This is a genomic window from Streptomyces sp. NPDC058812 (genome assembly GCF_042744565.1).
Taxonomy (GTDB): Bacteria; Actinomycetota; Actinomycetes; order Streptomycetales; family Streptomycetaceae; genus Streptomyces; species Streptomyces thinghirensis.
Genome location: NZ_JBHYOB010000001.1, coordinates 306,481 through 331,645, shown reverse-complemented (window position 1 = coordinate 331,645; position 25,165 = coordinate 306,481). Strand labels below are relative to the sequence as shown.

The 25,165-nt window shown below is 71.3% G+C and carries 25 protein-coding genes; 16 read left to right on the top strand and 9 right to left on the bottom strand.

Features of this window, described 5'->3' with window-relative positions; all coding sequences use genetic code 11:
• Positions 1-54: 54 nt before the first annotated feature.
• From ACFW48_RS01540 to ACFW48_RS01500, 9 genes are all read left to right on the top strand, one after another.
• Positions 55-1,899 (top strand): SCO2524 family protein, encoded by a 1,845-nt coding sequence (locus ACFW48_RS01540; protein WP_386309354.1) that lies wholly within the window; start codon positions 55-57, stop codon positions 1,897-1,899.
• A gap of 2 nt (positions 1,900-1,901) precedes the next feature.
• A complete protein-coding gene (locus ACFW48_RS01535; RefSeq protein ID WP_386310229.1) occupies positions 1,902-2,819 on the top strand; it encodes an SCO2523 family variant P-loop protein in 918 nt (305 codons plus the stop codon).
• The gene (locus tag ACFW48_RS01530) at positions 2,816-3,781 is read left to right on the top strand and encodes an SCO2522 family protein (RefSeq protein WP_386309353.1); all 966 of its coding nucleotides are present in this window, start codon (positions 2,816-2,818) and stop codon (positions 3,779-3,781) included. The genes ACFW48_RS01535 and ACFW48_RS01530 overlap by 4 nt, the downstream gene beginning before the upstream one ends.
• Before the next feature lies 1 nt (position 3,782).
• Positions 3,783-4,763, top strand: coding sequence for an SCO2521 family protein (locus tag ACFW48_RS01525; RefSeq protein ID WP_386309351.1), 981 nt, complete (start codon positions 3,783-3,785; stop codon positions 4,761-4,763).
• A gap of 73 nt (positions 4,764-4,836) precedes the next feature.
• The gene (locus ACFW48_RS01520) at positions 4,837-5,955 is read left to right on the top strand and encodes a hypothetical protein (RefSeq protein WP_386309349.1); all 1,119 of its coding nucleotides are present in this window, start codon (positions 4,837-4,839) and stop codon (positions 5,953-5,955) included.
• Between the two features lie 153 nt (positions 5,956-6,108).
• Positions 6,109-8,187 (top strand): MMPL family transporter, encoded by a 2,079-nt coding sequence (locus ACFW48_RS01515; protein WP_386309347.1) that lies wholly within the window; start codon positions 6,109-6,111, stop codon positions 8,185-8,187.
• A gap of 118 nt (positions 8,188-8,305) precedes the next feature.
• The gene (locus ACFW48_RS01510) at positions 8,306-9,535 is read left to right on the top strand and encodes a sensor histidine kinase (protein WP_386310227.1); all 1,230 of its coding nucleotides are present in this window, start codon (positions 8,306-8,308) and stop codon (positions 9,533-9,535) included.
• A 3-nt stretch (positions 9,536-9,538) separates the two neighbouring features.
• Positions 9,539-10,207 (top strand): response regulator, encoded by a 669-nt coding sequence (locus tag ACFW48_RS01505; RefSeq protein ID WP_386309346.1) that lies wholly within the window; start codon positions 9,539-9,541, stop codon positions 10,205-10,207.
• Positions 10,208-10,406: 199 nt separating this feature from the next.
• On the top strand, positions 10,407-11,366 hold the full coding sequence (locus ACFW48_RS01500; protein WP_386309345.1) for an SDR family oxidoreductase: 960 nt from the start codon (positions 10,407-10,409) through the stop codon (positions 11,364-11,366).
• 15 nt (positions 11,367-11,381) lie between these two features.
• Here ACFW48_RS01500 and ACFW48_RS01495 read toward each other — a convergent pair whose 3' ends face one another.
• From ACFW48_RS01495 to ACFW48_RS01480, 4 genes are all read right to left on the bottom strand, one after another.
• On the bottom strand, positions 11,382-12,872 hold the full coding sequence (locus tag ACFW48_RS01495) for an alpha/beta hydrolase (protein WP_386309343.1): 1,491 nt from the start codon (positions 12,870-12,872) through the stop codon (positions 11,382-11,384).
• Positions 12,873-12,974: 102 nt separating this feature from the next.
• Positions 12,975-13,454 (bottom strand): cupin domain-containing protein, encoded by a 480-nt coding sequence (locus ACFW48_RS01490; protein WP_386309342.1) that lies wholly within the window; start codon positions 13,452-13,454, stop codon positions 12,975-12,977.
• Positions 13,455-14,213: 759 nt separating this feature from the next.
• On the bottom strand, positions 14,214-14,525 hold the full coding sequence (locus ACFW48_RS01485) for a DUF397 domain-containing protein (RefSeq protein WP_386309340.1): 312 nt from the start codon (positions 14,523-14,525) through the stop codon (positions 14,214-14,216).
• Entirely contained in the window at positions 14,507-15,340 is an 834-nt protein-coding gene (locus ACFW48_RS01480) for a Scr1 family TA system antitoxin-like transcriptional regulator (protein ID WP_386309339.1), read from the bottom strand. The genes ACFW48_RS01485 and ACFW48_RS01480 overlap by 19 nt, the downstream gene beginning before the upstream one ends.
• 115 nt (positions 15,341-15,455) lie before the next feature.
• On the opposite strand from ACFW48_RS01480, the gene ACFW48_RS01475 reads away from it, so the two are divergent.
• The 4 genes from ACFW48_RS01475 to ACFW48_RS01460 are packed head-to-tail and all read left to right on the top strand — an operon-like array spanning position 15,456 to position 17,517.
• Entirely contained in the window at positions 15,456-15,662 is a 207-nt protein-coding gene (locus tag ACFW48_RS01475) for a hypothetical protein (RefSeq protein ID WP_307852187.1), read from the top strand.
• On the top strand, positions 15,659-15,877 hold the full coding sequence (locus ACFW48_RS01470) for a hypothetical protein (RefSeq protein ID WP_386309337.1): 219 nt from the start codon (positions 15,659-15,661) through the stop codon (positions 15,875-15,877). Before ACFW48_RS01475 ends, ACFW48_RS01470 begins: the two co-directional genes overlap by 4 nt.
• Before the next feature lie 22 nt (positions 15,878-15,899).
• On the top strand, positions 15,900-16,649 hold the full coding sequence (recO, locus tag ACFW48_RS01465; RefSeq protein ID WP_386309335.1) for a DNA repair protein RecO: 750 nt from the start codon (positions 15,900-15,902) through the stop codon (positions 16,647-16,649).
• 16 nt (positions 16,650-16,665) lie between these two features.
• Positions 16,666-17,517 carry an isoprenyl transferase gene (locus ACFW48_RS01460; RefSeq protein ID WP_386309334.1) on the top strand — a complete coding sequence of 284 codons (852 nt, stop codon included), beginning with the start codon at positions 16,666-16,668 and terminating at the stop codon, positions 17,515-17,517.
• 53 nt (positions 17,518-17,570) lie between these two features.
• Here ACFW48_RS01460 and ACFW48_RS01455 read toward each other — a convergent pair whose 3' ends face one another.
• From ACFW48_RS01455 to ACFW48_RS01440, 4 genes are all read right to left on the bottom strand, one after another.
• The gene (locus ACFW48_RS01455; protein ID WP_386309333.1) at positions 17,571-17,990 is read right to left on the bottom strand and encodes a Fur family transcriptional regulator; all 420 of its coding nucleotides are present in this window, start codon (positions 17,988-17,990) and stop codon (positions 17,571-17,573) included.
• 67 nt (positions 17,991-18,057) lie between these two features.
• Positions 18,058-18,960, bottom strand: coding sequence for a metal ABC transporter permease (locus ACFW48_RS01450; RefSeq protein ID WP_386309331.1), 903 nt, complete (start codon positions 18,958-18,960; stop codon positions 18,058-18,060).
• Positions 18,960-19,730, bottom strand: a complete 771-nt coding sequence (locus ACFW48_RS01445) for a metal ABC transporter ATP-binding protein (protein ID WP_386309329.1) — start codon at positions 19,728-19,730, stop codon at positions 18,960-18,962. Before ACFW48_RS01445 ends, ACFW48_RS01450 begins: the two co-directional genes overlap by 1 nt.
• A 26-nt stretch (positions 19,731-19,756) precedes the next feature.
• Positions 19,757-20,740: a zinc ABC transporter substrate-binding protein gene (locus ACFW48_RS01440; protein WP_386309327.1), complete on the bottom strand. Its 984-nt coding sequence runs from the start codon at positions 20,738-20,740 to the stop codon at positions 19,757-19,759.
• A gap of 170 nt (positions 20,741-20,910) precedes the next feature.
• Here ACFW48_RS01440 and ACFW48_RS01435 point away from each other — a divergent pair, with 170 nt between their 5' ends.
• A complete protein-coding gene (locus ACFW48_RS01435) occupies positions 20,911-22,293 on the top strand; it encodes a glycine--tRNA ligase (RefSeq protein ID WP_386309325.1) in 1,383 nt (460 codons plus the stop codon).
• Positions 22,294-22,480: 187 nt separating this feature from the next.
• The gene (locus tag ACFW48_RS01430) at positions 22,481-23,095 is read left to right on the top strand and encodes a LysE family translocator (RefSeq protein ID WP_386309324.1); all 615 of its coding nucleotides are present in this window, start codon (positions 22,481-22,483) and stop codon (positions 23,093-23,095) included.
• Positions 23,096-23,102: 7 nt separating this feature from the next.
• On the opposite strand, the gene ACFW48_RS01425 is transcribed toward ACFW48_RS01430, so the two are convergent.
• Positions 23,103-24,158, bottom strand: a complete 1,056-nt coding sequence (locus tag ACFW48_RS01425) for a chitinase (RefSeq protein WP_386309321.1) — start codon at positions 24,156-24,158, stop codon at positions 23,103-23,105.
• Positions 24,159-24,379: 221 nt separating this feature from the next.
• Here ACFW48_RS01425 and ACFW48_RS01420 point away from each other — a divergent pair, with 221 nt between their 5' ends.
• Entirely contained in the window at positions 24,380-25,159 is a 780-nt protein-coding gene (locus ACFW48_RS01420; protein WP_386309320.1) for a hypothetical protein, read from the top strand.
• Positions 25,160-25,165 lie beyond the last annotated feature (6 nt).

Sequence of the window (25,165 nt, the reverse complement as noted above, 5' to 3'; positions counted from 1 at the left end):
GAACGGGGACCATGCTGAACACAGGGCAACGAGATCTGTACGAGGGGTGCGGGGATGCAGATCAAGCCACGCCAGCACATGCTGGAGATCTGGCAGGCCATGGCCCGTCATTCGTTCGACGACGGGAAACTGCTGTGGGGCGACACCGACGGGCTGAGCAGCGTCGCGGACGCCGAACGCCTGCTGTGCCTGCTGTATCCCGCCACCGAGGTCCCCGCCTTCCGTCTCGACCAACCGGACACCACCGAACGTGACGTCCTGCGCGCACTCGACCGGATCGGCAGCCGGCTGGAGATCCCGCCCAACCTGATCACCGCGCTGACCCAGTTCATGCGCACCCACACCGGGACGGACGACAGCCCCACCTTCTCCGGCGGCCACTACTTCCGGCCCGCCGAGCCCGACGGGCAGGTCACGCACGAGCAGGGCCAGTTGGGCGTGGTCGACTCCTATTCCATGTCCGTCACGCTCTGCCTCGCCACCCTCGGATTCCTCAAGGTCTACGAGGGCACCACGACCCGCCCCGAGGTGCGCAAGTCGATCGGCGAGCTGCGCGAGGCCACGAACGCCCGGCTGACCGCCGCCATGGTCAGCCTGCTGCGCTCCTTCACCGTCAACGTCTTCGACGCCGAGTCCGAACAGGGCACGCGGCTGATCCAGGTCGTAGGGCAGGGCAGACAGTCCGACCGGGCCGTCCTCCAGCAGTTCTCCCGCAAGTTACGCCCCCTGCGCGCCACCATCATCGAGAGCCTCAGCCGCGGCATCGAGGTCGACGAGGGCATCCGCGACGAGAGCCAGCTCTTCGAGTGCGGCTGGGCCTGGGGTGTCGTCCAGGACGCCCCGGAGATCACCGACCTGAGCGTCCCGGTCCCCGGCCAGCCCGCCGGCATCGCCGACCGGCTGCCCTACGTGTACTTCACCGTCGTCGCCCTCGACGGCATCCAGGACCTGTTCTCCGACCGCACCCTCACCCTCGGCCTGCTCGACGCCGACCAGCAGAAGCTCGCCGAGGCACTGCGCCTGCGCTGGGAACTCAGCCAGCAGTACTGGTCCGCGATCGCCCGCTTCGGCACCGAGCGCTGGCCCCTGGAGGACCTGCCCTGGCAGACCACCGGCCTGCGCCTGGAGTCCGAGTACTTCTCCCTGACCGTCGCGGCCATCCTCGTCCACGACCTGGTCCGCCGGAAGGCGACCGACGACGACCTCACCCGCACCGTCGCCGTCATGGAGCGCCTCGCCGACCGGGGCCGGGTCACCAGCCGGATGACCAGGAAGGACCCCACCATCCGGTTGCACAACCCCGGCGTCACCATGCCGCTCGCCGGGTCCGAGCGCTCCGGTGGACTCCTCCTGTGGCGAATGACCGACTTCTCGGCCCAGCTCCTCAAACGCACCATCCAGCTCGCCGAGCTCTCCCGGAACATCGGCGCCCAGGACCGGCTGCTGCGCCTCGCCGAGCAGGCCTTCGAGCACCTGTGGAACCGGCGGATCGACGACGAGGACGGCGCCGGCCTCTGGGACAACGTCCGGGCCGTCTACCCCGAGGCGCACGACGTCGGCCTGCGCATGTCCTGGAGCATCACCGAGCGCGTCACCGAATGCCTCGTCGCCGCCCGCAACCTGTACGAGCAGCAGCCGATCCGCAGCCCCGAACTCGCCGAGCTGGCCCGGGAACTGCTCAGCGAGGCCACCCACCTGTTCGGCAAGGAGCAGCTGGAGGCCTCCGCGGCCGCCGACGGCAGCAGAGCCCGGGCCATGCGCAGCATCGAGAGCCGCCTCGACCACGCCCGCGGCCTCGTCGACGACCGGCCCGCCACCGCCTTCGCCCTGGCCCTGCCCGTGCTCCAGGAACTCGACACCCTGGCCCAGGCCAGGGGCGCCGCCGCGCAGGAGGTGTGAGCGTGCTCGTCTTCGCCGCCTCCGACAAAGGAGGCACGGGGCGCTCGGTGACCAGCGCCAACCTGGCGTACCAGCGCGCCCTCACCGGCGACCACGTGGCGTACGTGGACTTCGACTTCGGCTCGCCCACCGCCGCCGCCGTCTTCGACGTGCCCGGCGCGATGCGCGGCACCGAGGAACGCGGCCTCCACTCCTACCTGGAGGGCGAAGCCGCCGAGCCCGCCAGGATCGACGTGTGGCGGCAGACCGAGCACCCGCTGCTGCGCGCCCGCCCCAACCAGTCCGGCCGCCTCGTCCTGTTCCCCGGCGACGCCGGGGGCGGCGAGTTCGCCATCGGCGAGGAGTCCCTGGAGCGGTGCATCGACCTGCTGCTGCGGCTCAACGGCGAGTTCGACGTCACCGTCGTCGACCTCAGCGCCGGCCGCAGCTACGCCGTCGACATGGTCCTCGCGGCCACCGCCCACCCCCGGATGCGCAACGTCCCCTTCCGCTGGCTGGTCTTCCACCGCTGGACCCGGCAGCACGTCATCGCCGCCTCCGGGCTCGTCCACGCCGACCACGGAATCATCGGCGGCGGCGTCGAGCGCGGGCACGACGAGGAGGACCTGCGGGCCGCGATCCGCTTCGTGCGGGCCGCCGTGCCCGACCCCGAGTCGCCGCTGTGGTCCCAGGGCTCGCCCGCCCAGGCCGCCTGGATGCAGGCCTGCGACGAGGCGCTGCGCCGGCTCGCCGCCGAGCACCGCATCGGCGACAGCGTCGTCCTCGGCGTCGTACCGCTGGAACCCATACTCCAGTGGCGTGAGCAGCTCATCACCGAAGAAGACGTGCTCTCCACCCAGATCGCCAACAAGGAGACCCTGGAGGCGCTGGAGGAGATCGCCCGGCGCCTGACGGACGACTCGCACTGGGGGCGGCCATGACGGACGCGGTGTTCCGGGAGACCGCCGCCGAGCCGCGCACCCAGTCGGTGCCGCTGGCCCACCTCTCCCTGGAGCTGGGCCACCTCTACATGGAGGACTTCGAGGCCGGGCCCGAACGCCTGCGCCGGCACTTCACCGAAGTACGCCCCTGGGTGGACGCGGCCCGCACCGCCGCCACCGCCCGGGCCGGCGGCAGACGCGCCCGGATCAGCACCTGCTTCCTCATCGACGACTACTTCACCCGCTTCTCCACCCCCGCCGAAGTCGTCCCCATGCTGCTCGCGGAGGCCGAGCGGGCCGGGCTGAGCGTCGACTACCTGGCCCGCGAGTCCGGCTGCGCCACCGCCGGCAAGGTACCCGTCGCCGAGGCGGTGGCCGGCCGCATCGTCGAGTCGCCGCCGCCCGGCAGCTACGGCCTGCGCCCACCCGCCGCGCAGACCGGCTGGCTGGCCAACGGCGAACGCAGCCCCGCCGCCCGCGCCCCGCAGGCCATGAAGCGCGCCGCCGCCTGGCAGCCGCCCCGGGAGACCGCCGCCCGCCGCCACTCCGTCTTCCTCGACGTCGAGCTGTGGAGCGACGACGCCGACGGGCACCGCACCTGGTCCTGCCCCTTCCTCGCCGCCGTGTGGCAGCTCGCCCGCCTCGGACTGCTGCGCGACGAGGGCGAGGCCGTCCTCGTCCCCCAGCCGCACACCGCCACCGGGTTCCCCGACACCTGGGACGAACTGCCCCCCTTGCTCCGGCTCAACGCCCACGCGGACCCCTTCTCCGCCTACCGGACCTGCTCGGTCCTGCCCACCCGCTTCCTCCCCGTCGAGCACGCCGTCCGCGTGATCCTCGACCAGATCGAGGTGGACCCGGGCGCACTGGAGCAGGTCGCCGAACGCTCCGGACGGGAGCGCACGGCCGTCCCCGACTCGGTCGCCGACCGCGTCTCCTACGTCTACTACTCGGGGCCCTGACATGCTGCCGCGGGAGAGCACACCGCGCGCCGTACTCGCCTGCGGCGAGGTCCGCACCTGCCTGCTGCCCGCCCGGCAGGCCCTCGACATCCGGTCCGCCGCCCAGCTCCTCGCCCTGCGCGCCGACGAACGCGTCCTGCTCTCCGAGCGCCCGGGCCTCTACGCGCGTTCCCCCGACACCCTCACCGGCGTCGACTGCCCGCTGCCCAGCGCCAACGGCGCCCGGATCCGCGCGGTCGGTACCGTCGCCGCACACGCCGTGCTCACCGAGGGGCGCGTCCTGCAGACCTCCGCCCACTTCCGGCTCCCCGCCACCGGACCCGACCAGCGGCGGCCGTGGGGCGAGTACCTGGTACGCCCCGGCGTGGTCGAACCCCTCGGCAAGCTGCCCCACGAGGCGGTCGCGCAGGGCGTGCTCGGCGGCGGGCGGCACGGCGACCTCGACGTCGGGCTGATCGCCGACGGACTGCTCACCCGGCTGCTGCGCCACGCCCTGCTCGACCAGCGCCCGCCCTTCAGGTCCAGGCCCACCCGGCTGCGCTGGGTCGCCCTGCCCGCGGGCCCTAGCGACGGCCCGTCCATCGAACGGTTCACCCTCGCCGAGGACGAACTGCGCACCGTGCGCCTGCGCGTACCCGAGGGCACCACCGGCGCCGACCTCGCCGTACTCTGCGACGACCTCGCCCTGCACGACTGGCTGCTCACCACCGTGGTCCGCATGCTCGACGGCATCCGCCTCGGCGGCTCAGCCGCGCAGGACGCCACCGCCGTCGTCAGGGCGCTGCGTCCGGCTGTCGACCACCTGCTGCACCTGTGGATGCCCCGGGCCAGGGTGGCCAAGGAACTGGCCCCGCTGTGGGACCCGCTGGAGGAGCGGCCCGGCTTCAGCCGGCAGTGGCAGGCCCTGGTGCAGCGCATCCGCGACCAGCTCACCCTCCAGGCCATTCCCGCGCCCCACCGGGAGGTGGAACCGGTGCCCTGACCGGGCGCCGGCACCTCCCACGCACATCCCCGCACCCCGATCCGACGCGTATCCCAACGGGGGGAGAAGCGAGATGAGCACGGCACAGTCACCCCAGCCCGACGACACGGCCCGCGCACCGGGCCCGGCCGACCTGATGAGGGGGGACTCCCCATGGGCGCGCATGCTGCTGGTCGCCCTGGTCGTCGGTGCCCTCTTCTGGAGCGTCGTCGCGCTGCTGAGCCCCGAGGACGGCACGCTGCGGCAGTTCGCGGCCGCGGTGCTCTGCGCCGGCGCCGCGGTGCTGGTCCAGTACCTCCTCGGCCTGGCCCCGCGGCCGGGTCACATTCGTCTGGAGGAGCACACCCGCCGGGTGGAGAGCGCCCTCGCCGAGAACACCGCCGCCGTACGAGAAGGCCTGAACCGGTACGACGACGAGCTGAAGACCGGCCTGACCCGGCACACCGAGGACGTGAAGCAGCTGGTCGAGACCCACGTCACCCAGGTGGACCACCGGCCCTCCGAGCCCTACCCCCAGCTGGACCGCGCCCGCATCGACAGCGTGCCCGACCTGGCCAAGGGCTTCGCCGACGTACTGCTGCCGGAACCCTCGATCCTCCACACCTTCGTCCACCTGGAGATGGCGCGGGTGGTGGGCCACATGGCGGACCTCACCAACCAGAGCGCCGAGTGCCCCGGCGAGAACCACGACTGGATGCTCACCCTCACCCGCGCCGCCGAACACTCCATCTGCGCCACCAGCACGTCCGTCGACCGGGAGTTCTGGAACAGCGAGCCCGCCGGCCGCTACCTCGACGCCCAGCAGGCGGCGATCGACGAGCAGGGCGTGTCGGTGCGCCGGCTGTTCCTGCTGGAGAGCGCCCGCGAGCTGGACGACCGGCTGCTGCGGCTGTGCGAGGAGCAGGAACTGCGGCGCATCGACGTCCGCGCGGCGGTCCTGCCCGAACTGCCCCCGCACCTCCAGCGCGGCACCACCAACGACTTCATCCTCTACGACGAGGAGGTGTCGTTCGAGATCGAGCAGGACCTGCGCGACGTCAACGTCCGGACCCGGCTCACCGCGCGCCAGGACTACGTACGGGACCGGCTGAAGCGCTTCAGGGAACTCTGGGACGCGGGCATGGGCCTGCGGGAACTGGAGGTGCGGGTCGACGCGGAGGAGGACGGCAACTGGATGGTCGACCGAGCCTGACCGCCGGCCCCCGGGTACTCCCCTGGGAGTAACGACAGCCCCGCGCCACCCCGGGCAGTAGCCGCCAACTCGCCCTCGCGTCCGACGTATCGGCGTCCCACCACCGGAAGTCTGGAGACCTACCCAGACTTCCACCGGAGGGAGGCCCGCCAGATGGGGGCCGTAAGGACAAGTGCGGGGCGACGGCGGGCCGTGCCCTGGCTGGTGCTCGGGCTGTGGATCGCCGTACTGGCGCTCGCCTCACCGTTCGCGTCGAAACTGTCGGACGTGCAGCGCGACCGCGCCGTCGACTACCTGCCGGCGAGCGCCGACTCCACCCAGGTCGCGAAGATCCAGGACCGGCTGCCGGGCGGCGAGGCCACCGAGATGGTCGTCGTCTACCACCGCGACGCCGGACTGACCGCCGCCGACCAGGCCACCGCCACCGACCAGATCGCCGAGATCGCGGGCGCGCACCGGCTGACCGACCGCCCGGCCGGCATCCCGTCCAAGGACGGCACCACCCTCATGTACCCGGTCGCCAGCACCGAGCCCGGCCAGGACGAGGAGGCCCGCGACGAACTGGTCAACGCCGTACGGGACGTCGCGCAGGGCGGCGACGGGCTGAGCGTCGAGGTCGGCGGCGCGGGCGCGCTCGCCACCGACGCGGCCGAGGTCTACAACTCCCTGGACGGTCCCCTGCTCTACACCACCGCGGCGGTCGTAGCCCTCCTCCTGATCCTCATCTACCGCAGCCCCTTCCTGTGGCTCGTCCCGCTCGCCGTCGCCGGAATCGCCGACTACCTCTCCATGGGCGTCGCCTACGGCCTCAACCAGTGGTTCGGCACCTCGGTCTCCGGCCAGAGCACCGGCATCATGACCATCCTGGTCTTCGGCGTCGGCACCGACTACGCGCTGCTGCTGATCTCCCGCTACCGCGAGGAGCTGCGCCGTATCGAGCGCCCCCACGACGCCATGCTCGCCGCCCTGCGCGGCTGCGGCCCCGCCGTGCTCGCCTCCTCCGGCACCGTCGCCGCCGGACTGCTGTGCCTGCTCGCCGCCGACCTCAACTCCAGCCGGGGCATGGGCCCGCTCGGCACCGTCGGCGTGCTGTGCGCGCTGGCCGCCATGCTGACCCTGCTGCCCGCACTCCTGGTCCTGCTCGGCCGCCGCGTCTTCTGGCCGCTCATACCCCGCTACGGCAGCACGCCCAAGGCCCGCCGCTCGCTGTTCACCGCGATGGGCAGCTCCGCCGAGCGGCGCCCGCGAGCCGTCCTGGTCGGAGGCGCCCTCCTGCTGGGCGCGCTGGCCCTCGGCTCGTTCAATCTGCCCGGCAACCTCAAGCAGGAGGACTCCTTCACCACCAGGCCCGAGGCGATCGCCGCGATGGAGACCCTGGCCGCCGCCTACCCGGAGCGCGGCACCCAGCCCATCATCGTCATCGCCCCCACCGACCGCGCCGACGCCGCCCTCGCCGAGGCCCGCGACACCCGCGGCGTCACGAGCGCCGAGAAGGGGCGCAGCGGCGAGGGCTGGACCGAACTGACCGTACTGGCCTCCGCCCCGCCCCAGTCGGCGGCCGAGACCGCCACCATCGACACCCTGCGCGACACACTCGACGGCTCCTACGTCGGCGGCCCCAGCGCCCAGCAGATCGACCTGGAGGAAACCAGCGCCCGGGACACCGCCATCGTCGTACCGATCGTGCTGCTGTCGGTCCTGCTGATCCTCGTGGTCCTCCTGCGGTCGCTGGTCGCGCCGCTGATCCTGGTCGCCGCCGTCGTCGCCGTGTGGGGCGCGGCCCTGGGCATCGGCGGACTCGTCTTCGGGCCCCTCTTCGGCTTCGAGGGCACCGACCCGGGCCTGGGCCTGCTGTCCTTCGTCTTCCTGGTGGCACTGGGCGTCGACTACGGCATCTTCCTCATGCACCGCATGCGCGAGGAGTCCCTGCACGGCGCCGAACCCACGCAGGCCGCGCTCACCGCGCTGCGCACCACCGGCGGCGTCATCGCCTCCGCCGGCCTCGTCCTCGCGGCCACCTTCGCGGTGCTCACCAACATGCCGATGGTGCAACTCGTCGAGCTGGGCTTCGTCATCGCGGTCGGCGTCCTCCTCGACACCTTCCTCGTCCGCACCTACCTCGTCACCAGCGCGAGCGTCGCCCTGCGCCGCCGGGTGTGGTGGCCGGGCCGGCTGTCCCGGGCGCCCGAGGAGCCGGTGCCGGCCGGCGAGCGGGAGCCCGTCGGTGTCTGAGGTGCCCGACGACCGGAGTGCGCCCCTCCCCTCCCGGAGGGGCGCGTCCGTCGCGGAGGATGGGCGCGTGCAGGCAACCACTCCGACGTCGTCCTGGCCCCGCCTCGGTGAGCGGATCATGGCCGCCGTCAACCGCGATCCGCGCACCGCCCCGCACGGCACCCGCAACGACGCCGTGCTCGCCGCGGTCCTCCTCACCGGCGCGGTCTGCCTGGCGTTGTTCACCGACGAGGGCCGTCGCCCGGACGCCGTGGGCTGGACGCTGCTGGCCGCCGCGCACGTCCCGATCGTGTGGCGGCGCCGCCATCCGCTGCTGGTGCTCGCGGCGGTGGTGGCCCTCGTCGGGCCGTACCACGCGATGGACAACAACCACGCCGCCGCCGGCCCCGCCTCCTACGTGGCGCTCTACACGCTCGCCGTCACCGGGCGCCCCCTGCGCACGATCGTGACCGGCGTCGCGGTCCTCACGGTGTCCGTGAGCATCATGCTCACCGTCAACACCCACCAGGCCATCGAGCTGATCCGCATCTCCGGCTGGGTGATCGCCATCCTCTTCGCCGGCGTCGACGTCCGCTACTACCGCCAGTACGTCGCCTCCATCGTCGAACGCGCCGAGCGCGCCGAACGCACCCGTGAGGAGGAGGCCCGGCGCCGCGTCGCCGAGGAGCGCCTGCGCGTCGCCCGGGACCTGCACGACCTGCTCGCGCACAGCATCACCCTCATCGGCGTGCAGACCTCGGTCGCCGCCCACGTCCTGACCGCCGACCCCGAGCGCCTGGACCGGGCCGCCGTCGCCAAGGCCCTCGACGACATCGCCGAGACCTGCCGGAGCGCGCGCGGCGAACTGCGGACCACGCTGGAGGTACTCCGGGAACAGGACGCCTCCGACGCCCGCGGCCCCCTGCCCGGGCTGCACGGCCTGCCCGACCTGGCCGGGGCCGCCCGGCTCGCCGGAGCGCGGGTGGACCTGTCGGTACGCACCGGCGACGTGCCGCCCGCGATCGGCGCCGCCGCCTACCGCATCGTGCAGGAGGCGCTGACCAACGCCGTACGGCACGCGGGGCCGGAACCGTCCGTCCGCGTCGAGGTGCACGCCGAGCGGGGCGCCCTGCGCCTGGCCGTGACCGACGACGGCACCGGGCCCGACCCCGACGGCATCCCCGGCTTCGGACTCGTCGGCATGCGCGAGAGGGCCCGCAGCGTGGGTGGCACACTCGACGCCGGGCCGCGGGGCGGAGGCGCCGGCGGCTTCGAGGTGACGGCCGTGCTGCCGACCCCCGTGGCGCCGTCGACACCTTCGGCGCCGGCCGCGCCCCTGACGACCGCGACCCCGGAGAGAGACGGCTGACGGATGACCATACGAGTGCTGCTCGCGGACGACCAGAACCTCGTCCGTGCCGCGTTCGCCCTGCTCGTCGCGTCGGCCCCCGACATGGAGGTGGTCGGCGAGGCGGGCACCGGCCGCCAGGCCGTCGACCTGGCCCGCACGGAACGCGCCGACCTGGTCGTGATGGACATCCGCATGCCCGACCTGGACGGCATCGAGGCGACCCGGCTCATCGCGGCCGACGAGGACCTGGCCGGTGTGAAGGTGCTGGTCCTCACCACCTACGACACCGACGACAACATCGTGGAGGCACTGCGGGCGGGCGCCTCGGGCTTCCTGGTGAAGGACACCAGACCCGCCGATCTCCTCGACGCCATACGTACCGTGACGGCGGGCGACGCCCTCCTGTCGCCCGGCCCCACGGCACGGCTCATCGAACGCTTCCTGCGCAGCCCTTCGACACCGGTGGCGGACGGCGGCGGCCCCGACTGCCTCTCGGACCGCGAACGCCAGGTACTCAGCCTGGTCGCACGCGGCCTCAACAACACGGAGATCGCCGACTCCCTGGGACTGAGCCCCCTGACCGCCAAGACCCACGTCAGCCGCATCATGGGCAAGCTGGGGGCGCGGGACCGGGCGCAGCTGGTCATCGTGGGCTACGAGTCGGGGCTGGTGACGCCGGGGGTCGGCTGACCGCGACGGCCTGGCAGGGCCGGTCCGTGTCCGCCCGGCACGGCCGAAACCGAACGCCTCGGACGGCAACGCGTCCTGCTAGAATCCCGGCCTCGATCCGCAGCTGTGGCACTACGGCCGTGGGGCACGGCAGAGTCCGGCCGGTGCCCCGGGCCGGGCCTGGTGCAAGATCTCCGCTCACGCGTTGAAGGGTCTTGCCGTGGACAGGTTCGAGAAGAACGAGAAGACGCCGGTGTCCGAAGGAATCTGCCTGCTGACCGTCGTCAGCCCGCGCAGGGACGAAGGCAACAGCCCGACCGGGGTCGTCGGCCGGTTCCTGGCCCGGCAACTGCTCGCCACGGGTCGGCGGGTACGGGTGATGGCCGAGCCGGACCAGTGCGGGGGCTGGCCCGACGCGGTCGACGTCGTGGTGGGGTCCATCACCCGTCCGCTGGAGTGTGCCCGAGCCTTCGACGGTGCAGAGACCGTGTTCCTCACCGGGGCCCATCCGTCGACGGTCCAGGACGCCCTCACTCTGGCGCGAAACGCCTCCGCCCGTAAGGTCGTTCTGTTGTCGTCCCACGGCCCCGAATACGAGGAGGCCAATCCGCCGGAGACCTGGTTCTGGCTGGCGATCGAGAAGGCGGTGGAGCACTCGGGCATCGCCTGGACGCACATCCGGCCGTCGGCTGTGATGGGTTCCGTCATCGAGGGCACCTACCCGGCGACAGGGTCGGACTGGTCTGACACCATCCGCGCCGACGGGGTGATCCGGGAGGCGTTCCTCAACCGCGGCCATTACCCCTTTATCCATGAGGAGGACCTCGCCGCCGTCGTATTCGCGGCCTTGACCAGCGACGATTACAACGGGACGGTCGTCGAGGCCGTGGGCCCGCCGCTGAGCACACGTTCACGGGCGGGAAGCATCGCCACGGCTCTCGGCCGCGACATCGACACGGTCGACATGACGGCGGACGAGAGCCGGGCGAATTGGCGACGTCTTGGCTGGCCGGACGGGGCGATCGACGTGACGCTGTACGCACTCGAAGAGTACGGTGCCCGCTTCGCCGAACTCCTTCAGTGGACGTTCGACCAGCGGCCGTCAGTGCGGGACATCATCGGGCGCCCGCTGCGCACCTACGACGACTGGGTGAGCGAGAACATCGACTCGTTCCGCTGAGCCGAACCGGACATCTCAGCGGCAGTACAGGTCCGCGTCCGGCCGCTCTCCCGTCGCGAGGAAGTGGGAGACGGTGCGGTCGCCGCAGGCGTTGCCCTCGGCGAGGTAGGCGTCGTGGCCGGTGGAGTCCACGGTGACCATGACCGCGCGCCGGCCGAGTGCCTCCCGCATCTTCAGGGCGCCGCTGAGCGGGGTGTTGACATCGCGCTCGTTCTGGACGAGCAGGATGTTGGACGGCCCCCGGTCGGTGATCCGCACCGGCGCCTCGCGCGGCGGGTACGGCCAGGCGGCACACAGCATCGCGTTGCGGGGCATCCCGGCGGTGAGCGGGTACTCGGCGCGGCTCTCGGTGACGTCCTTCTGGTACCCGGCGGCCGACTTCGGCCAGGCGACGTCGTTGCACAGGACGCCGGCGCCGACCGCGGTGACGTTCTGCAGCACGGCCTCGGGCGGCCCCGCGGGCGCGGGCGGCACGGTGCCCCGCCGCGCGGCCACCATCAGCTTCGCGAGCGTGGGATAGCGGCTGGGGGAGGCGAAGCTGTCCAGCATCGTCTGGCGCAGCACGTTGCCGTTCAGTTCCTCCGGGTTGGCACCGGGCCACGGGATCGGCTCGCGGTCGAGCCGGGCGGCGAGCCGCAGGAACATCGGCCGCACGTCGGAGGCGCTGCGCGCCACGCGGTCGGGGTTGCCGGGCTCCGAGGCCCAGGCCGCGAAGTGCGGGAAGGTGTCCTCCACGCCCTGCTCGTGCCCGGCGAGCCAGGCGCGGTTGACGCGGGTGGGGTCGGGGTCGTCGAGGCTGTCCAGCACGACGCGGTCGGTGCGGTGCGGGAAGAGCCGCGAGTACACCGAGCCGACGTACGTCCCGTACGAGACGCCCCACGCGGAGATCTTCCGCTCGCCGAGCGCGGCCCGGATGCGGTCGATGTCGCGGGCCTCGTTGGCGGTGCTGAGGTGCCGCATCAGCTCGCCGCCGTTGCGGGCGCAGGCGTCGGCCGTGCGCCGGGCGGTGTCCATGTTCCCGTCCACCGAGCCGTCGGGGGCGGGCCAGGGGCGGAGCTTGGAGGTGGCGAGGTCGCCGTACTCCAGCCCACAACTGACGGAGGTGGACGGCGCGAGGCCGCGCGGCGCGAACCCGATGAGGTCGTGGGTGTCACGGACGTTCTGGGGCAGCTTCTGCCCCTTTCGCGACGGGTCGTTGAGACTGGAGCCGCCCGGTCCGCCGGCGATGAGCAGCAGGGCCCCGCGCCGGGCGTCCGGATTCTCGCTCGGGATGCGCGAGACGGCGATGTCGATGAGGGGGCCGTCCGGGTCGGCGTGGTCCATGGGGACCTGGACGGTGGCGCACTGCTGTCGGGGGTCGATGCCGGTGCCCTCGCAGGCGGTCCAGGCGAGGGGCTCGGAGGGGGCTGCCGTGGCGGAGGCGGTCACGGGTGCGGTGATGCCGAGGAGGGCCGTGGACACGCCGACGATGGCGGCGTTGCGGATGGTTCGCGTGCGCTGCGTCATGCGACGAGCCTCGCGGATGTCCAGGGCCCTCCCCATCCGGGGAACAACCCGAAATCCAGGGGGGATTACCCCAGTGCGGGCCTCGGGGTTCTCCCTGACCCGTCACACGAAGAAGCTGTCGTGCCTCACCTGGAACTCCCGCAGCTCCTCGCCGCCACGCTGCGCGAACTCGGCGACGCGCTCGAAGTACTCCTCGCGCGGGGCGCCCGGCGAGAACAGCATCAGCATCGACACCGGGTCGTCGCTGTCGTTCTTGAAGGCGTGCAGTCCGCCGACCGGCACGTACAGGAAGTCTCCCTGGCGTCCGGTGACCCAGCGCTCGCCGTTGTACAGCTCCACCTCGCCCGACAGGACGTAGAAGGACTCGGAGATGCTCCGGTGGAAGTGCGTCTTGGCGCCGGGCGCCTTGGGGCCCATGTCGACCTTGTACAGCCCGAACTCACCTCCGGTGGAGGCGTGGCTCGCGAGGTAGTGGGTGGTCGTGCCGCCGGGGGAGACGATGTCCGGCGGGGTGTCGGCCCCCCTGAACACGGCGTTGATCTCGCCCTTCTCGCCGAGGTAGCGCGGCTCCGGGTACGACATGGGGTGCCCCCTTTGGTCGTTGCGGTTCTGTGGGGCAAGTCTTGCGCATGGGGCCGTTGTCGGGACCGCGTGCTGGTGAGGTGGCCGTGGGGGCCGCCCGCTTCTTGGCCAGTGTCGTGTCTCCGCGACCCGAGTAAAGGGCGCTTCCTGCGGTCGCGTCGGCTGCGCCGATGACCCTCCGGGTCACCCTTGACTCGGCTCGCTCCAGCACGGGTGAGAAGCGTGCGGGCGGCCCGGGGAGAGTGGGTGGCCCGGGCCCGCCGGTCCCTTCCGTCGGCTGCGCAGGCGTCCGGCGTGCAGGGCGCGTCCGCGTCTCGCCAGCACGCCGCGTGGGCTCAGCGGCTTGCGGTGGTGGGTGGTGACTGGTCACTGGTGGGCGGTGAGGCGTGGATTGCGGGCGGGGTGCGGAGGGGGGTCTGGAAATGGAGGACACTTTGGGGTCAAGTGTCCTCCATTTTCAGGGGGTGGTCTGGGCCCAATTGCCTGTCCGGCGCGTTGGCCGCCGAGACGGCGTGGCGTGCCGACATCGGGGCGCCGCCGCACCACCCACCGGCCGCAAGCCGCTGAGCCGGCCCGGCGTGCTGGCGAGGCGCGAGCGCGCACCGCCGATGCCGGAGGCGTACGCAGCCGACGGTTGATCGTGAACCCGGCCCGGCCACCCGTCTTTCCGGGCCGTTCGCTCGCTTCTGACCCGTGCTGGAGCGAGCCGAGTCAAGGGTCGGCCGCAGGCCGATCGCCGAAGGCGACGCGCAGCGCCCTTTACTCGGGTCGCGGAGGCACGACACTGGCAAGGAAGCGGGCGGCCCCCACGGTACGTACGAACTCCGTCCAGGCGGCCGACCCCACGACGATCACCGGCCCGGCGGCCACCTTGCTGTCCCGGACGGGCACGACGCCGGGGACTCCGTCGGCGACCTCGACGCAGTCGCCGCCTTGGCCGTTGCTGTAGGTGCTCTTGCGCCAGCGGGCGGCGCCGGGGAAGTCGTGCGCGACTTCGACGCAGTTACCGCCTTCGCCGTTGCTGTAGCTGCTCTTCGTCCAGCGGGCGTTGCTCAGGTCGTACTCGCGCATCGTCTGAAGTCCTCCGCCGCCGACTCGACCAGGGCCAGGGACGCCTCCGGCGACAGCGCGGCGACCCTGAGCAGATCGTATGCGCGCTGCGCCCGCTTCACCACGGCTGGAACGTCGACCAGCGTTCCCGAAAACGAGGTCTCTGTATAGGCGACCGGAGGTGCGTCCTCGAAGTCCATGAGCCTGAGATCTCCGGTCATGGCCGCGTGCGCCCCCGCCTTGTACGGGAGCACCGTCACCACCGCCGTGCGCTCGCGCATCAGCCGCGCGACGTGGTCCAGTTGAGCTGTCATGGCCTGCGGGCCGCCCATGGCGATCCGCAGCACGTTCTCGTGCAAGACCACCCAATACTCGGGCCGTGTAGCGTCGTCGAGGATCAGCGACCGCTCCAGGCGGGCGCTGACGATCTCGTCGACGTAGGCGTCGGACTTGAACGGGTTGGCGGCGATGGTGACCGCGCGTGCGTACTCCTGCGTCTGGAGCAGGCCCGGAACAACCGTCGGCGCGAACTCGCAGATCCGTGTGGCCAGCCGCTCCAGCTCCACCACGTGGGCGAAGTAATCCGCATACCTCGGATCATCAATCAGCTTCCGGCACAGCCGCTCGAAAATACCGTCGGTTTGTAGTGTCTCGTCAATCCGCTGAGCCACATCCAGCTGCGGTTTCCGAATAGCTTGTTCGAACTGGCCGATGTATCCGCCGGACACGAAAACCCTTGCCCCCAGCTCGACTTGGGTGATTCCGGCGTCCTCCCGCCGGCGTTTGAGTTCCGTGCCGAAGAACTCCCACGCCGCTTGCCGTGAACCGTTGGCCATAACCAACCCCCATGCGCTGACCCGCACTTGTAGTGCAATGACTCCTGACGAGTGTAGGCACAGAGAGGCATTCTGGGGACACGAAGAGTGAAACCGTAAAGGGAAGGGGAACACGGTGGAGGCACGACACTCGGCGCTCTGCGTCGAAGAAGCGGAGGTAGCGGTGAAGGAATTGCGCGCAGCACTCGCGGAGGCAGGAATTACTCTTCCCTCCCTCGGGCTCGACCCGGTGAGTCTTGCGCGGGAGGCACCCTGTCCACTCATCGAATTGGGGCGGTGTTCCGTCGAGACCGCGCAGCGGCTCGCGGCGGCGCTGCGATGACGTACCCGCCCGTCGGCTCCTACGCCATCGACACCCGTACCGGACGCGTGGGCCTCGTCATGGGGCACGAGGGGCCGTACGTCCAGATGCGCCCGTACGGCGGGGGCCGGGAGTGGGATGCCGAACCGGGTGACGTACGTCACGCCACCCCGTCCGAGCGGCTCAGCGCGGCGACGGCTTACACCAACGCCCGAAGCCGTGGCGAGGTGCCTTGAAGCATGCGCGAGAATGGGCGCCATGAGTCTGTTCCGCGACGACGGCATCGTGCTGCGCACCCAGAAGCTGGGTGAGGCGGACCGGATCATCACCTTGCTCACGCGCGGTCACGGACGCGTACGCGCCGTGGCGCGCGGGGTGCGGCGGACGAAGTCGAAGTTCGGGGCGCGGCTGGAGCCGTTCTCGCACGTCGACGTGCAGTTCTTCTCGAAGGGGAGCGAGCTGGTCGGGCGCGGGCTGCCGCTGTGCACGCAGAGCGAGACCATCGCGCCGTACGGCGGCGGGATCGTCACCGACTACGCGCGGTACACGGCCGGGACGGCCATGCTGGAGACGGCCGAGCGGTTCACCGACCACGAGGGCGAGCCGGCGGTGCAGCAGTACCTGCTGCTGGTCGGCGCGCTGCGGACCCTCGCCCGGGGCGAGCACGCGCCGAACCTCGTGCTGGACGCGTTCCTGCTGCGCTCCCTCGCCGTGAACGGGTACGCCCCGACCTTCGGGGACTGCGCGAAGTGCGGGATGCCGGGGCCCAACCGGTTCTTCTCGGTCGGCTCGGGCGGCTCCGTCTGCGCCGACTGCCGGGTGCCCGGCAGCGTCGTACCCTCGCCGCAGGCCCTGGAACTGCTCGGGGCGCTGCTCACGGGGGACTGGGGGACCGCGGACGCGTGCGAGTCGCGGTACGTCCGGGAGGGCAGCGGGCTGGTGTCCGCGTACCTGCACTGGCACCTGGAGCGCGGCCTGCGCTCCCTGCGATACGTCGAAAAATCCTGAAGGAGACGAGAGACACATGGCCGTACGCGGGATCCTGGGGCGTCAGCGCCGGGACTACAGGACGCCGGAGCCGCACCCGTCCGGCGCGCGGCCCCCCGGGCTCGGCGAGCTGGTTCCGGAGCATGTGGCGATCGTCATGGACGGCAACGGACGCTGGGCCAAGGAGCGCGGGCTGCCGCGCACCGAGGGGCACAAGGTCGGTGCCGAGCGGGTGCTGGACGTGCTCCAGGGCGCGATCGAGATGGGCGTGAAGAACATCTCCCTGTACGCCTTCTCCACCGAGAACTGGAAGCGGTCGCCGGACGAGGTGCGCTTCCTGATGAACTTCAACCGGGACTTCATCCGCAAGACCCGCGACCAGCTCGACGAGCTGGGCATCCGCGTGCGCTGGGTGGGGCGGATGCCCAAGCTGTGGAAGTCGGTCGCCAAGGAGCTGCAGGTCGCGCAGGAGCAGACCAAGGAGAACGACCGGCTGACGCTGTACTTCTGCATGAACTACGGCGGGCGCGCCGAGATCGCCGACGCGGCGCAGGCCCTCGCCGAGGACGTGCGGGCCGGGCGGCTCGACCCGTCGAAGGTGAACGAGAAGACGCTCGCGAAGTACCTGTACTACCCGGACATGCCGGACGTGGACCTGTTCCTGCGGCCGAGCGGGGAGCAGCGGACGTCCAACTACCTGCTCTGGCAGAGCGCGTACGCCGAGATGGTCTTCCAGGACGTGCTGTGGCCCGACTTCGACCGCCGCGACCTGTGGCGGGCGTGCCTGGAGTTCGCCTCCCGGGACCGCCGCTTCGGCGGCGCGATCCCGAACGAGGAACTGCTCGCCATGGAAGGTCGGCCGGACTCTTCCAGCCCGTCCGGCGTTTGAGGACGAGGCCGCCAGGCCGAAAGGGGCCCGGGGCGAAGCCCCGGCCCCACGGCTCAGCCGCCGGAGGCACCCGCGCAGTCCGCGCACGTGCCGAAGATCTCGACCGTGTGCGCGACGTTGACGTAGCCGTGCTCGGCGGCGATGGCCTCCGCCCACTTCTCGACCGCGGGGCCCTCGACCTCGACCGCCTTGCCGCAGGAGCGGCAGACCAGGTGGTGGTGATGGTCGTCGGTGGAGCAGCGGCGGTAGACGGACTCGCCCTCGGCGGTGCGCAGGACGTCGACCTCGCCGGCGTCGGCGAGGGACTGCAGGGTGCGGTAGACCGTGGTGAGCCCGACCGAGTCGCCCTTGTGCTTGAGCATGTCGTGGAGCTCCTGTGCGCTGCGGAACTCCTCGACCTCCTGGAGGGCCGCCGACACGGCGGCCCGCTGCCGGGTGGCGCGGCCCTTCACGGGCGGTCCAGCGGTCGTCACCGGGTTCCTCCTCACGTCTGCCGTCTGCGGCTTGCCGGGCCATTGTGCCAGCCTGGCCGGCCGGCAGTCAGACGCCGACCTCGTCGGTGGCCCCCCGGCTGGCCGGAATCTTGCACTCCGCCGGATCCGCGGCGGCCTGCGCCGCGGTGACCGCCCGCGCGCGTCGCCGGGCCAGCGGCGCCGCCAGCACGGTGAGCAGGACGAACGCGCCGATGGTGAGGAGCACGATGGTCGCGCCGGGCGGCACGTCCTGGTAGTACGACGTGACCGTGCCGCCGATGGTCACGCTGACGCCGATGGCGACGGCGACCGCGAAGGTGGCGGCGAAGCTGCGGGTGAGCTGCTGGGCGGCGGCGACCGGGACCACCATCAGGGCGGACACCAGCAGCAGCCCGACGACGCGCATCGCGACGGTCACCGTCACCGCCGCCGTGACGGCCGTCAGCAGGTTCAGCGCGCGCACCGGCAGGCCGGTGACCCGGGCGAACTCCTCGTCCTGGCTGACCGCGAACAGCTGGCGGCGCAGGCCGAGGGTGACGACGACCACGAAGGCGGCCAGCAGGCAGATCGCGGTCACGTCGGAGTCGGAGACCGTCGACAGCGAGCCGAAGAGGTACGAGGTGAGGTTGGCGTTGGAGCCCGTCGGCGCGAGGTTGATGAACATCACGCCGCCGGCCATGCCGCCGTAGAAGAGCATGGCGAGGGCGATGTCGCCGCGGGTCTTGCCGTACCAGCGGATCAGCTCCATGAGGACCGCGCCGAGCACGGAGATCAGGGTGGCCATCCACACCGGGGACCAGGAGAGCAGGAAGCCGAGGCCGACGCCGGTCATCGCCACGTGGCCGATGCCGTCGCCCATGAGGGCCTGGCGGCGCTGGACCAGGTAGATGCCGACGGCGGGGGCGGTGATGCCGACCAGGACGGCCGCCAGCAGCGCCCGCTGCATGAAGGCGTAGTTCAGGATTTCCATCAGCTCAGCAGTCCCGTGCGGATCGGTTCGGCGCCCGCCGGTGCGTGCGGGTGTACGTGGTCGTGGCCGGGCAGCGCGTGCTGGCCGACCGCCTCGGGCGGCGGGCCGTCGTGCGTGACGCAGCCGTCGCGGAGTACCACCGCCCGGTCGATCAGGGGCTCCAGGGGGCCGAGTTCGTGCAGTACCAGCAGGACGGTGGTGCCGGCCGAGACCTGCTTCCTGAGCGTCTCGGCCAGCACCTCCTGGCTGGCCAGGTCGACGCCCGCCATCGGCTCGTCCATGATCAGCAGCTCCGGTTCGGCGGCGAGGGCGCGGGCGATCAGTACCCGCTGGTGCTGGCCGCCGGAGAGGGCGTTCACGGAGTCCTTGGCCCGGTCCGCCATGCCCACCAGGTCGAGGGCGCGGCGCACGGCCTCGTGGTCGGCCTTGCGCAGGACGCCGAAGCGGGCGCGGGAGAGGCGGCCGGAGGAGACGACCTCGGTCACCGTCGCGGGGACGCCGCCCGCGGCCGTGGTGCGCTGCGGGACGTAGCCCACGCGCGCCCAGTCGCGGAAGCGGCGCCGCGGGGTGCCGAACAGCTCGACCTCGCCGGCCGTCACCGGCACCTGGCCGATGACCGTGCGCACGGCCGTGGACTTGCCCGAGCCGTTGGCGCCGAGCAGGGCCACGACCTCGCCGCCGCGCACGGTGAGGTCGATGCCGCGCAGGACCGGGCGTGAGCCGAGTTCGGCGCGGACGCCGCGCAGGGATATGACGGTCTCGTCGCTCACGAGGCCCTCCGTAACGATCGGAACGCTCACTTGGCGCCGAGGGCGGCCTCGAGCGCCTTGAGGTTGGACTCCATGACCGCGAGGTAGTCGTCGCCCTTGGACTTGTCGGTGATGCCCTCCAGCGGGTCCAGGACATCGGTCTTCAGGCCCGCGTCCTTGGCGAGGGTCTTCGCGGTCTTGTCGGACACCAGTGTCTCGTAGAAGACGGTGGTCACGCCGTCGGCCTTGGCCTCTTCCTGGAGTTCCTTGATCCGGGCGGGGCTGGGCTCGCTCTCCGGGTCGAGGCCGTTGATGGCCTCCTGGGTGAGTCCGTAGCGCTCGGCGAGGTAGCCGAAGGCGGCGTGGTTGGTGAAGAAGACCTTGCTGTCGGTGTTCTTCAGGCCGTCCTCGTACGCCGTGTTCAGACCGGCCAGCTTCTTCGCCAGCGCCTCGGCGTTCTTGCGGTAGTCGGCGGCGTGGTCCGGGTCGGCCTTCTCGAAGGCCTTGGCGACGCCTTCGGCGATCTCGGCGTACTTCACCGGGTCCAGCCAGACGTGCGGGTCGAGGGCGTGCTCCTCCTCCTCGGAGTGCTCCTCCTCGGAGTGCTCCTCCGCGGCGTGCTCCCCGCCCCCGTGGTCGTGCTCGACGCTCCCGTGGTCCTCGAGCGTCGTCAGCGTGGCCGCGTCGATCTTGGTCTTCACGTCGGACTGGGTGATGGCCTCGTCCACGGCGGGCTGGAGTGACTTCAGGTAGAGCACCGCGTCCGCCTCGCCCATCTCGGCGGTCTGCTTGGCGCTCAGCTCCAGGTCGTGCGGCTCCTGGCCGGGCTCGGTGAGGGTGGTGACGTTCACGTGCTCCCCGCCGATCTGCTGGGCGAGGTACTGCATCGGGTAGAACGACGCGACGACGTCGAACTTGTCCGTGTTGCCCGCCGCCGCGCTGTCGCTGGAGCAGGCGGAGAGGGTCCCCAGGCCGAGTGCGGCGGCCGCGGTGACTGCTATGCCGGATATGTGGCGTCGTCGTACGTTCATGGCATTCATTTTCAACAAATATGGAAACCGTTGTCAACAATGCCCGGTCACGACCGGTCGCGAGGAGGGGAGCCCCCCGATTTGGCCGGGGGGCAGTCCACGCCGGTAACCTGAAGCATTCTCTGGAAGCATCTCGCTTCGTCGCCCGTCGTCGTAATGAAGAGAGCACCGTGGCCGCCGACAAGATCGACACCATCGTCAGCCTGAGCAAGCGCCGTGGCTTCGTATTCCCGTGCAGTGAGATCTACGGCGGTCAGCGCGCCGCCTGGGACTACGGTCCGCTGGGTGTCGAGCTCAAGGAGAACCTCAAGCGCCAGTGGTGGCGCTACATGGTCACCTCGCGCGAGGACGTCGTCGGTCTCGACTCGTCCGTGATCCTGGCCCCCGAGGTCTGGGTGGCCTCCGGCCACGTCGCCACCTTCACGGACCCGCTGACCGAGTGCACCTCCTGCCACAAGCGGTTCCGCGCGGACCACCTGGAAGAGGCCTACGAGGAGAAGAAGGGCCGCGCCCCGGAGAACGGGCTCGCCGACCTCAACTGCCCCAACTGCGGCAACAAGGGCACCTTCACCGAGCCCAAGCAGTTCTCGGGCCTGCTCTCCACCCACCTCGGCCCGACCCAGGACAGCGGCTCCGTCGCCTACCTGCGGCCCGAGACCGCGCAGGGCATCTTCACCAACTTCGCCCAGGTGCAGACCACGTCGCGCCGCAAGCCGCCGTTCGGTATCGCCCAGATGGGCAAGTCCTTCCGCAACGAGATCACGCCCGGCAACTTCATCTTCCGGACCCGCGAGTTCGAGCAGATGGAGATGGAGTTCTTCGTCAAGCCGGGCGAGGACGAGAAGTGGCAGGAATACTGGATGGAGCAGCGCTGGAACTGGTACACCGGCCTCGGCATGCGTGAAGAGAACATGCGCTGGTTCGAGCACCCGGCCGAGAAGCTCTCCCACTACTCCAAGCGCACCGCCGACATCGAGTACCGCTTCTCCTTCGGCGGCAGCGAGTGGGGCGAGCTGGAGGGTGTCGCCAACCGGACGGACTACGACCTCTCCTCGCACGCGAAGGCCTCCGGCCAGGATCTCTCCTACTTCGACCAGGAGGCCGGCGAGCGCTGGACGCCGTACGTCATCGAGCCGGCGGCCGGTGTCGGGCGCGCGATGCTCGCCTTCCTGCTCGACGCGTACGTCGAGGACGAGGCCCCCAACGCCAAGGGCAAGCTGGAGAAGCGGACCGTGCTGCGGCTCGACCCGCGGCTCGCACCGGTGAAGGTCGCCGTCCTGCCGCTGTCCCGCAACCCGGAGCTGTCGCCCAAGGCCAAGGGCCTCGCCCAGGCGCTGCGGCAGAACTGGAACATCGACTTCGACGACGCCGGTGCGATCGGGCGCCGCTACCGTCGCCAGGACGAGATCGGTACGCCGTACTGCGTGACGGTCGACTTCGACACGCTGGACGACAACGCGGTGACGGTGCGGGAGCGGGACACGATGAAGCAGGAGCGTGTGTCGCTGGACCAGATCGAGGGGTACCTCGCTTCTCGGCTCGTGGGCTGCTGAACGTCCGTTTGCGTTGCCGTACCAGGGGGCTCCGCCCCCTGGACCCCCGGCCTTTGCCCACCCACCACCCGACTCGGTCGGGTGAGGGGTGGGCGTTGTCGTTCAGTGGGCCGTTCGCGAGTGGTCCCCGACGCCGGTGGGGCATTGGACCTGTAGGGCTCGGTCGCCCCGCCCCAGGGTGGTGGCCATGAGTATCGCCTTTCTGCTGACCACCCTCGTGGTCGTCGCGACCCCCGGCACCGGGGTCGTCTACACCCTCGCCGCCGCCCTCTCCCGCGGGCGCCGCGCCAGCGTCGTCGCAGCCCTCGGGTGTGCGCTCGGCATCGTGCCGCACCTGCTGGCCACCGTCACCGGGGTCGCGGCGGTGCTGCACGCCAGTGCCACCGCCTTCCAGGTCCTCAAGTACGCCGGTGTCGCCTACCTGCTGTATATGGCGTTGGCCACCCTCCGGGACAAGGAGGCGCTCACGGTGGGGGCGGAGCGGGGCGGGCCCGTTCCGGCGGGGCGGGTGATCCTGCGGGGCGTGCTGATCAACATCCTGAACCCGAAGCTGACGTTGTTCTTCTTCGCCTTCCTGCCGCAGTTCGTGGACCCGGGACAGGCCGGCGCCCTGCCGCGCATGCTGGTGCTGGGCGGCGTGTTCATGCTGGTGACCTTCGTCGTGTTCGCCGGGTACGGCGTCCTGGCCGCGTCCGTGCGCAGCCACGTCATCTCCCGGCCGAGGGTGATGGCGTGGCTGCGGCGGAGCTTCGCGGGGTCGTTCGTGGCGCTGGGTGCGAAGCTGGCGTTCACGGCCCGGTGAGGGGGCGTCAGCGGCCCTGGAGGGCCTTGACGTTGTCGCCGAAGGTCCAGTTCTTCGAGCCGTCCCAGTTGATCGACCAGGTCATCAGGCCCTTGAGGGCGCCCTTGTAGTGGTTCCACGCCTGGGCGACCTGGGACGGGGGCATGTGGCCGCCGCCCGCGCCGGGCTGGGCGGGCAGGCCCGGGACCTGCTTGTCGTACGGCACCCGGATCGTCGTGCCCTGGATGACCAGGCCCTTGTCCAGGCAGTCGGTCTGGGCGGTGAAGCCCTGCACCGTGCCCGCCGGGTAGGAGTCGCCGGAGCAGCCGTACATGCTGCCGTTGTAGTACTGCATGTTGAGCCACCACAGGCGGCCGTTGTCGGCGTACTTCTTGATGACCGGCAGGTACGCGCCCCAGATGGAGCCGTAGACCACGCTGCCGCCGGTGACGTAGGCGGTCTCCGGGGCCATGGTGAGGCCGAAGCCGGACGGCATGCGGGCCAGGACGCCGTCGATGACGCGGATCAGGTTGGCCTGGGACGTGGACAGCTGGTTGATGTGGCCGCTGCCGACCAGGCCGGTCTCGATGTCTATGTCGATGCCGTCGAAGTTGTACTTCTTGAGGATCGGCACGATCGTGTCGACGAAGCGGTCGGCCACGGCGGCCGAGCTGAGGTCGATGCCGGCCGTCGCGCCGCCGATGGAGAGCAGGAGCGTCTGCCCGGACGCCTTGGCGGCGCACATCTCCGCGGGCGTCGCCACCTTCACGTCCCGGTCCATGCCGTCTTCCCAGAGGGCCGTTCCGTCGGAGCGGATGACCGGGAAGGCCGCGTTGATCACGTTGTAACCGTGGGCGGCGATGCGGGAGTCGGTGATGGGGGTCCAGCCGAACGGCGGGTGGACGCCGTTGGCGGCGCCGTCCCAGTTCTCCCAGTAACCCTGGAGCACCTTGCCGGTGGGCTTCGACTTCACGGCGCAGGTGTCGGCGGCGGCGGGAGCGGCGGACGCGGTGGCGACCGCCAGTGGGGTGAGGACGGTGGCCGCGAGCGCGGCGGCGAGCAGGCGGAGCTTGCGGCGGATCATGCCGGGCCTCCCCGTGGGGGTGCGGTGAGATGTCGTAGACATGACACTGCTGTTGGTCCAGACCTTTCGTCAAGGGGTCTGGACCAGAGTGCTGTGCCACCCGTCCGGCCGACTTCGTCGGGGTGAGCGCCCGAAGTGCGGGAACCCGGAGAAATGCGGAAGGTGATGTTCCCAGGGTTTCCACAGCTTGCACAAGCTTGCACAGGCGAGGACGAACAGTCATGGCTGAGCAGAAATCGGCGCAGACGAAATCGGCGCAGACGCTCCCGAGGCCGTTGCACGCGGCTGCGTCGGCGCTGCGGAAGGTGCCGGGCGCCGGGACGGTCGGCAGGGCCGCAGAGGGCACGCTGGACAGGATCGGGGCCGTGTCGCCGCGTGGGCGGCGCGTGCTCGTGTACACGGGGGCCGGGGTGCTGGGCATCGCCGGGTTGGTGGAGTGGCCGGTGGCGGCCACCGGGGCGGCGGTGGCGTGGCTGACGCGGCCACGGCCGCAGGAGTCGCCGGAGGCGGAGGCCGCGCGGGTGCTGCAGAACGGGGCGAAGACCTCGGGCGGCGGTGAGGACGGCGGTTCGGGGAAGGCCGGTACGGCTGGGACGAGTACGGCCGGAACGGGTACGGCCGGAACGGGTACGGCCGGGACGCGTACGGCGAAGAAGAGCCCCGGGCGGCGGAGCCCCGCCAAGAAGACCGCGACACAGGCCGCCACCAGGAAGAGCCCGGCGGCGAAGGGCACCGCGAAGACGGGCCCCGCCAAGAAGACCGCGGCGAAGAGCACAGCGGCGAAGAGCACAGCGGCGAAGAGCACCGCCGCGAAGAGCACCGCCGCGAAGAGCACCGCCGCGAAGAGCACCGCCAAGAAGAGCGCGGCCAGGAAGAGTCCCGCCAAGAAGAGCACCGCGAAGAAGAGCACCGCGAAGAAGGCCACGTCCGGTCCTTCCCGCGGTACGTCCTCCCGCAGCCGGAGCAAGAAGACGGCCGCATCCACACGAAAGGCGGGCTGAGAGACA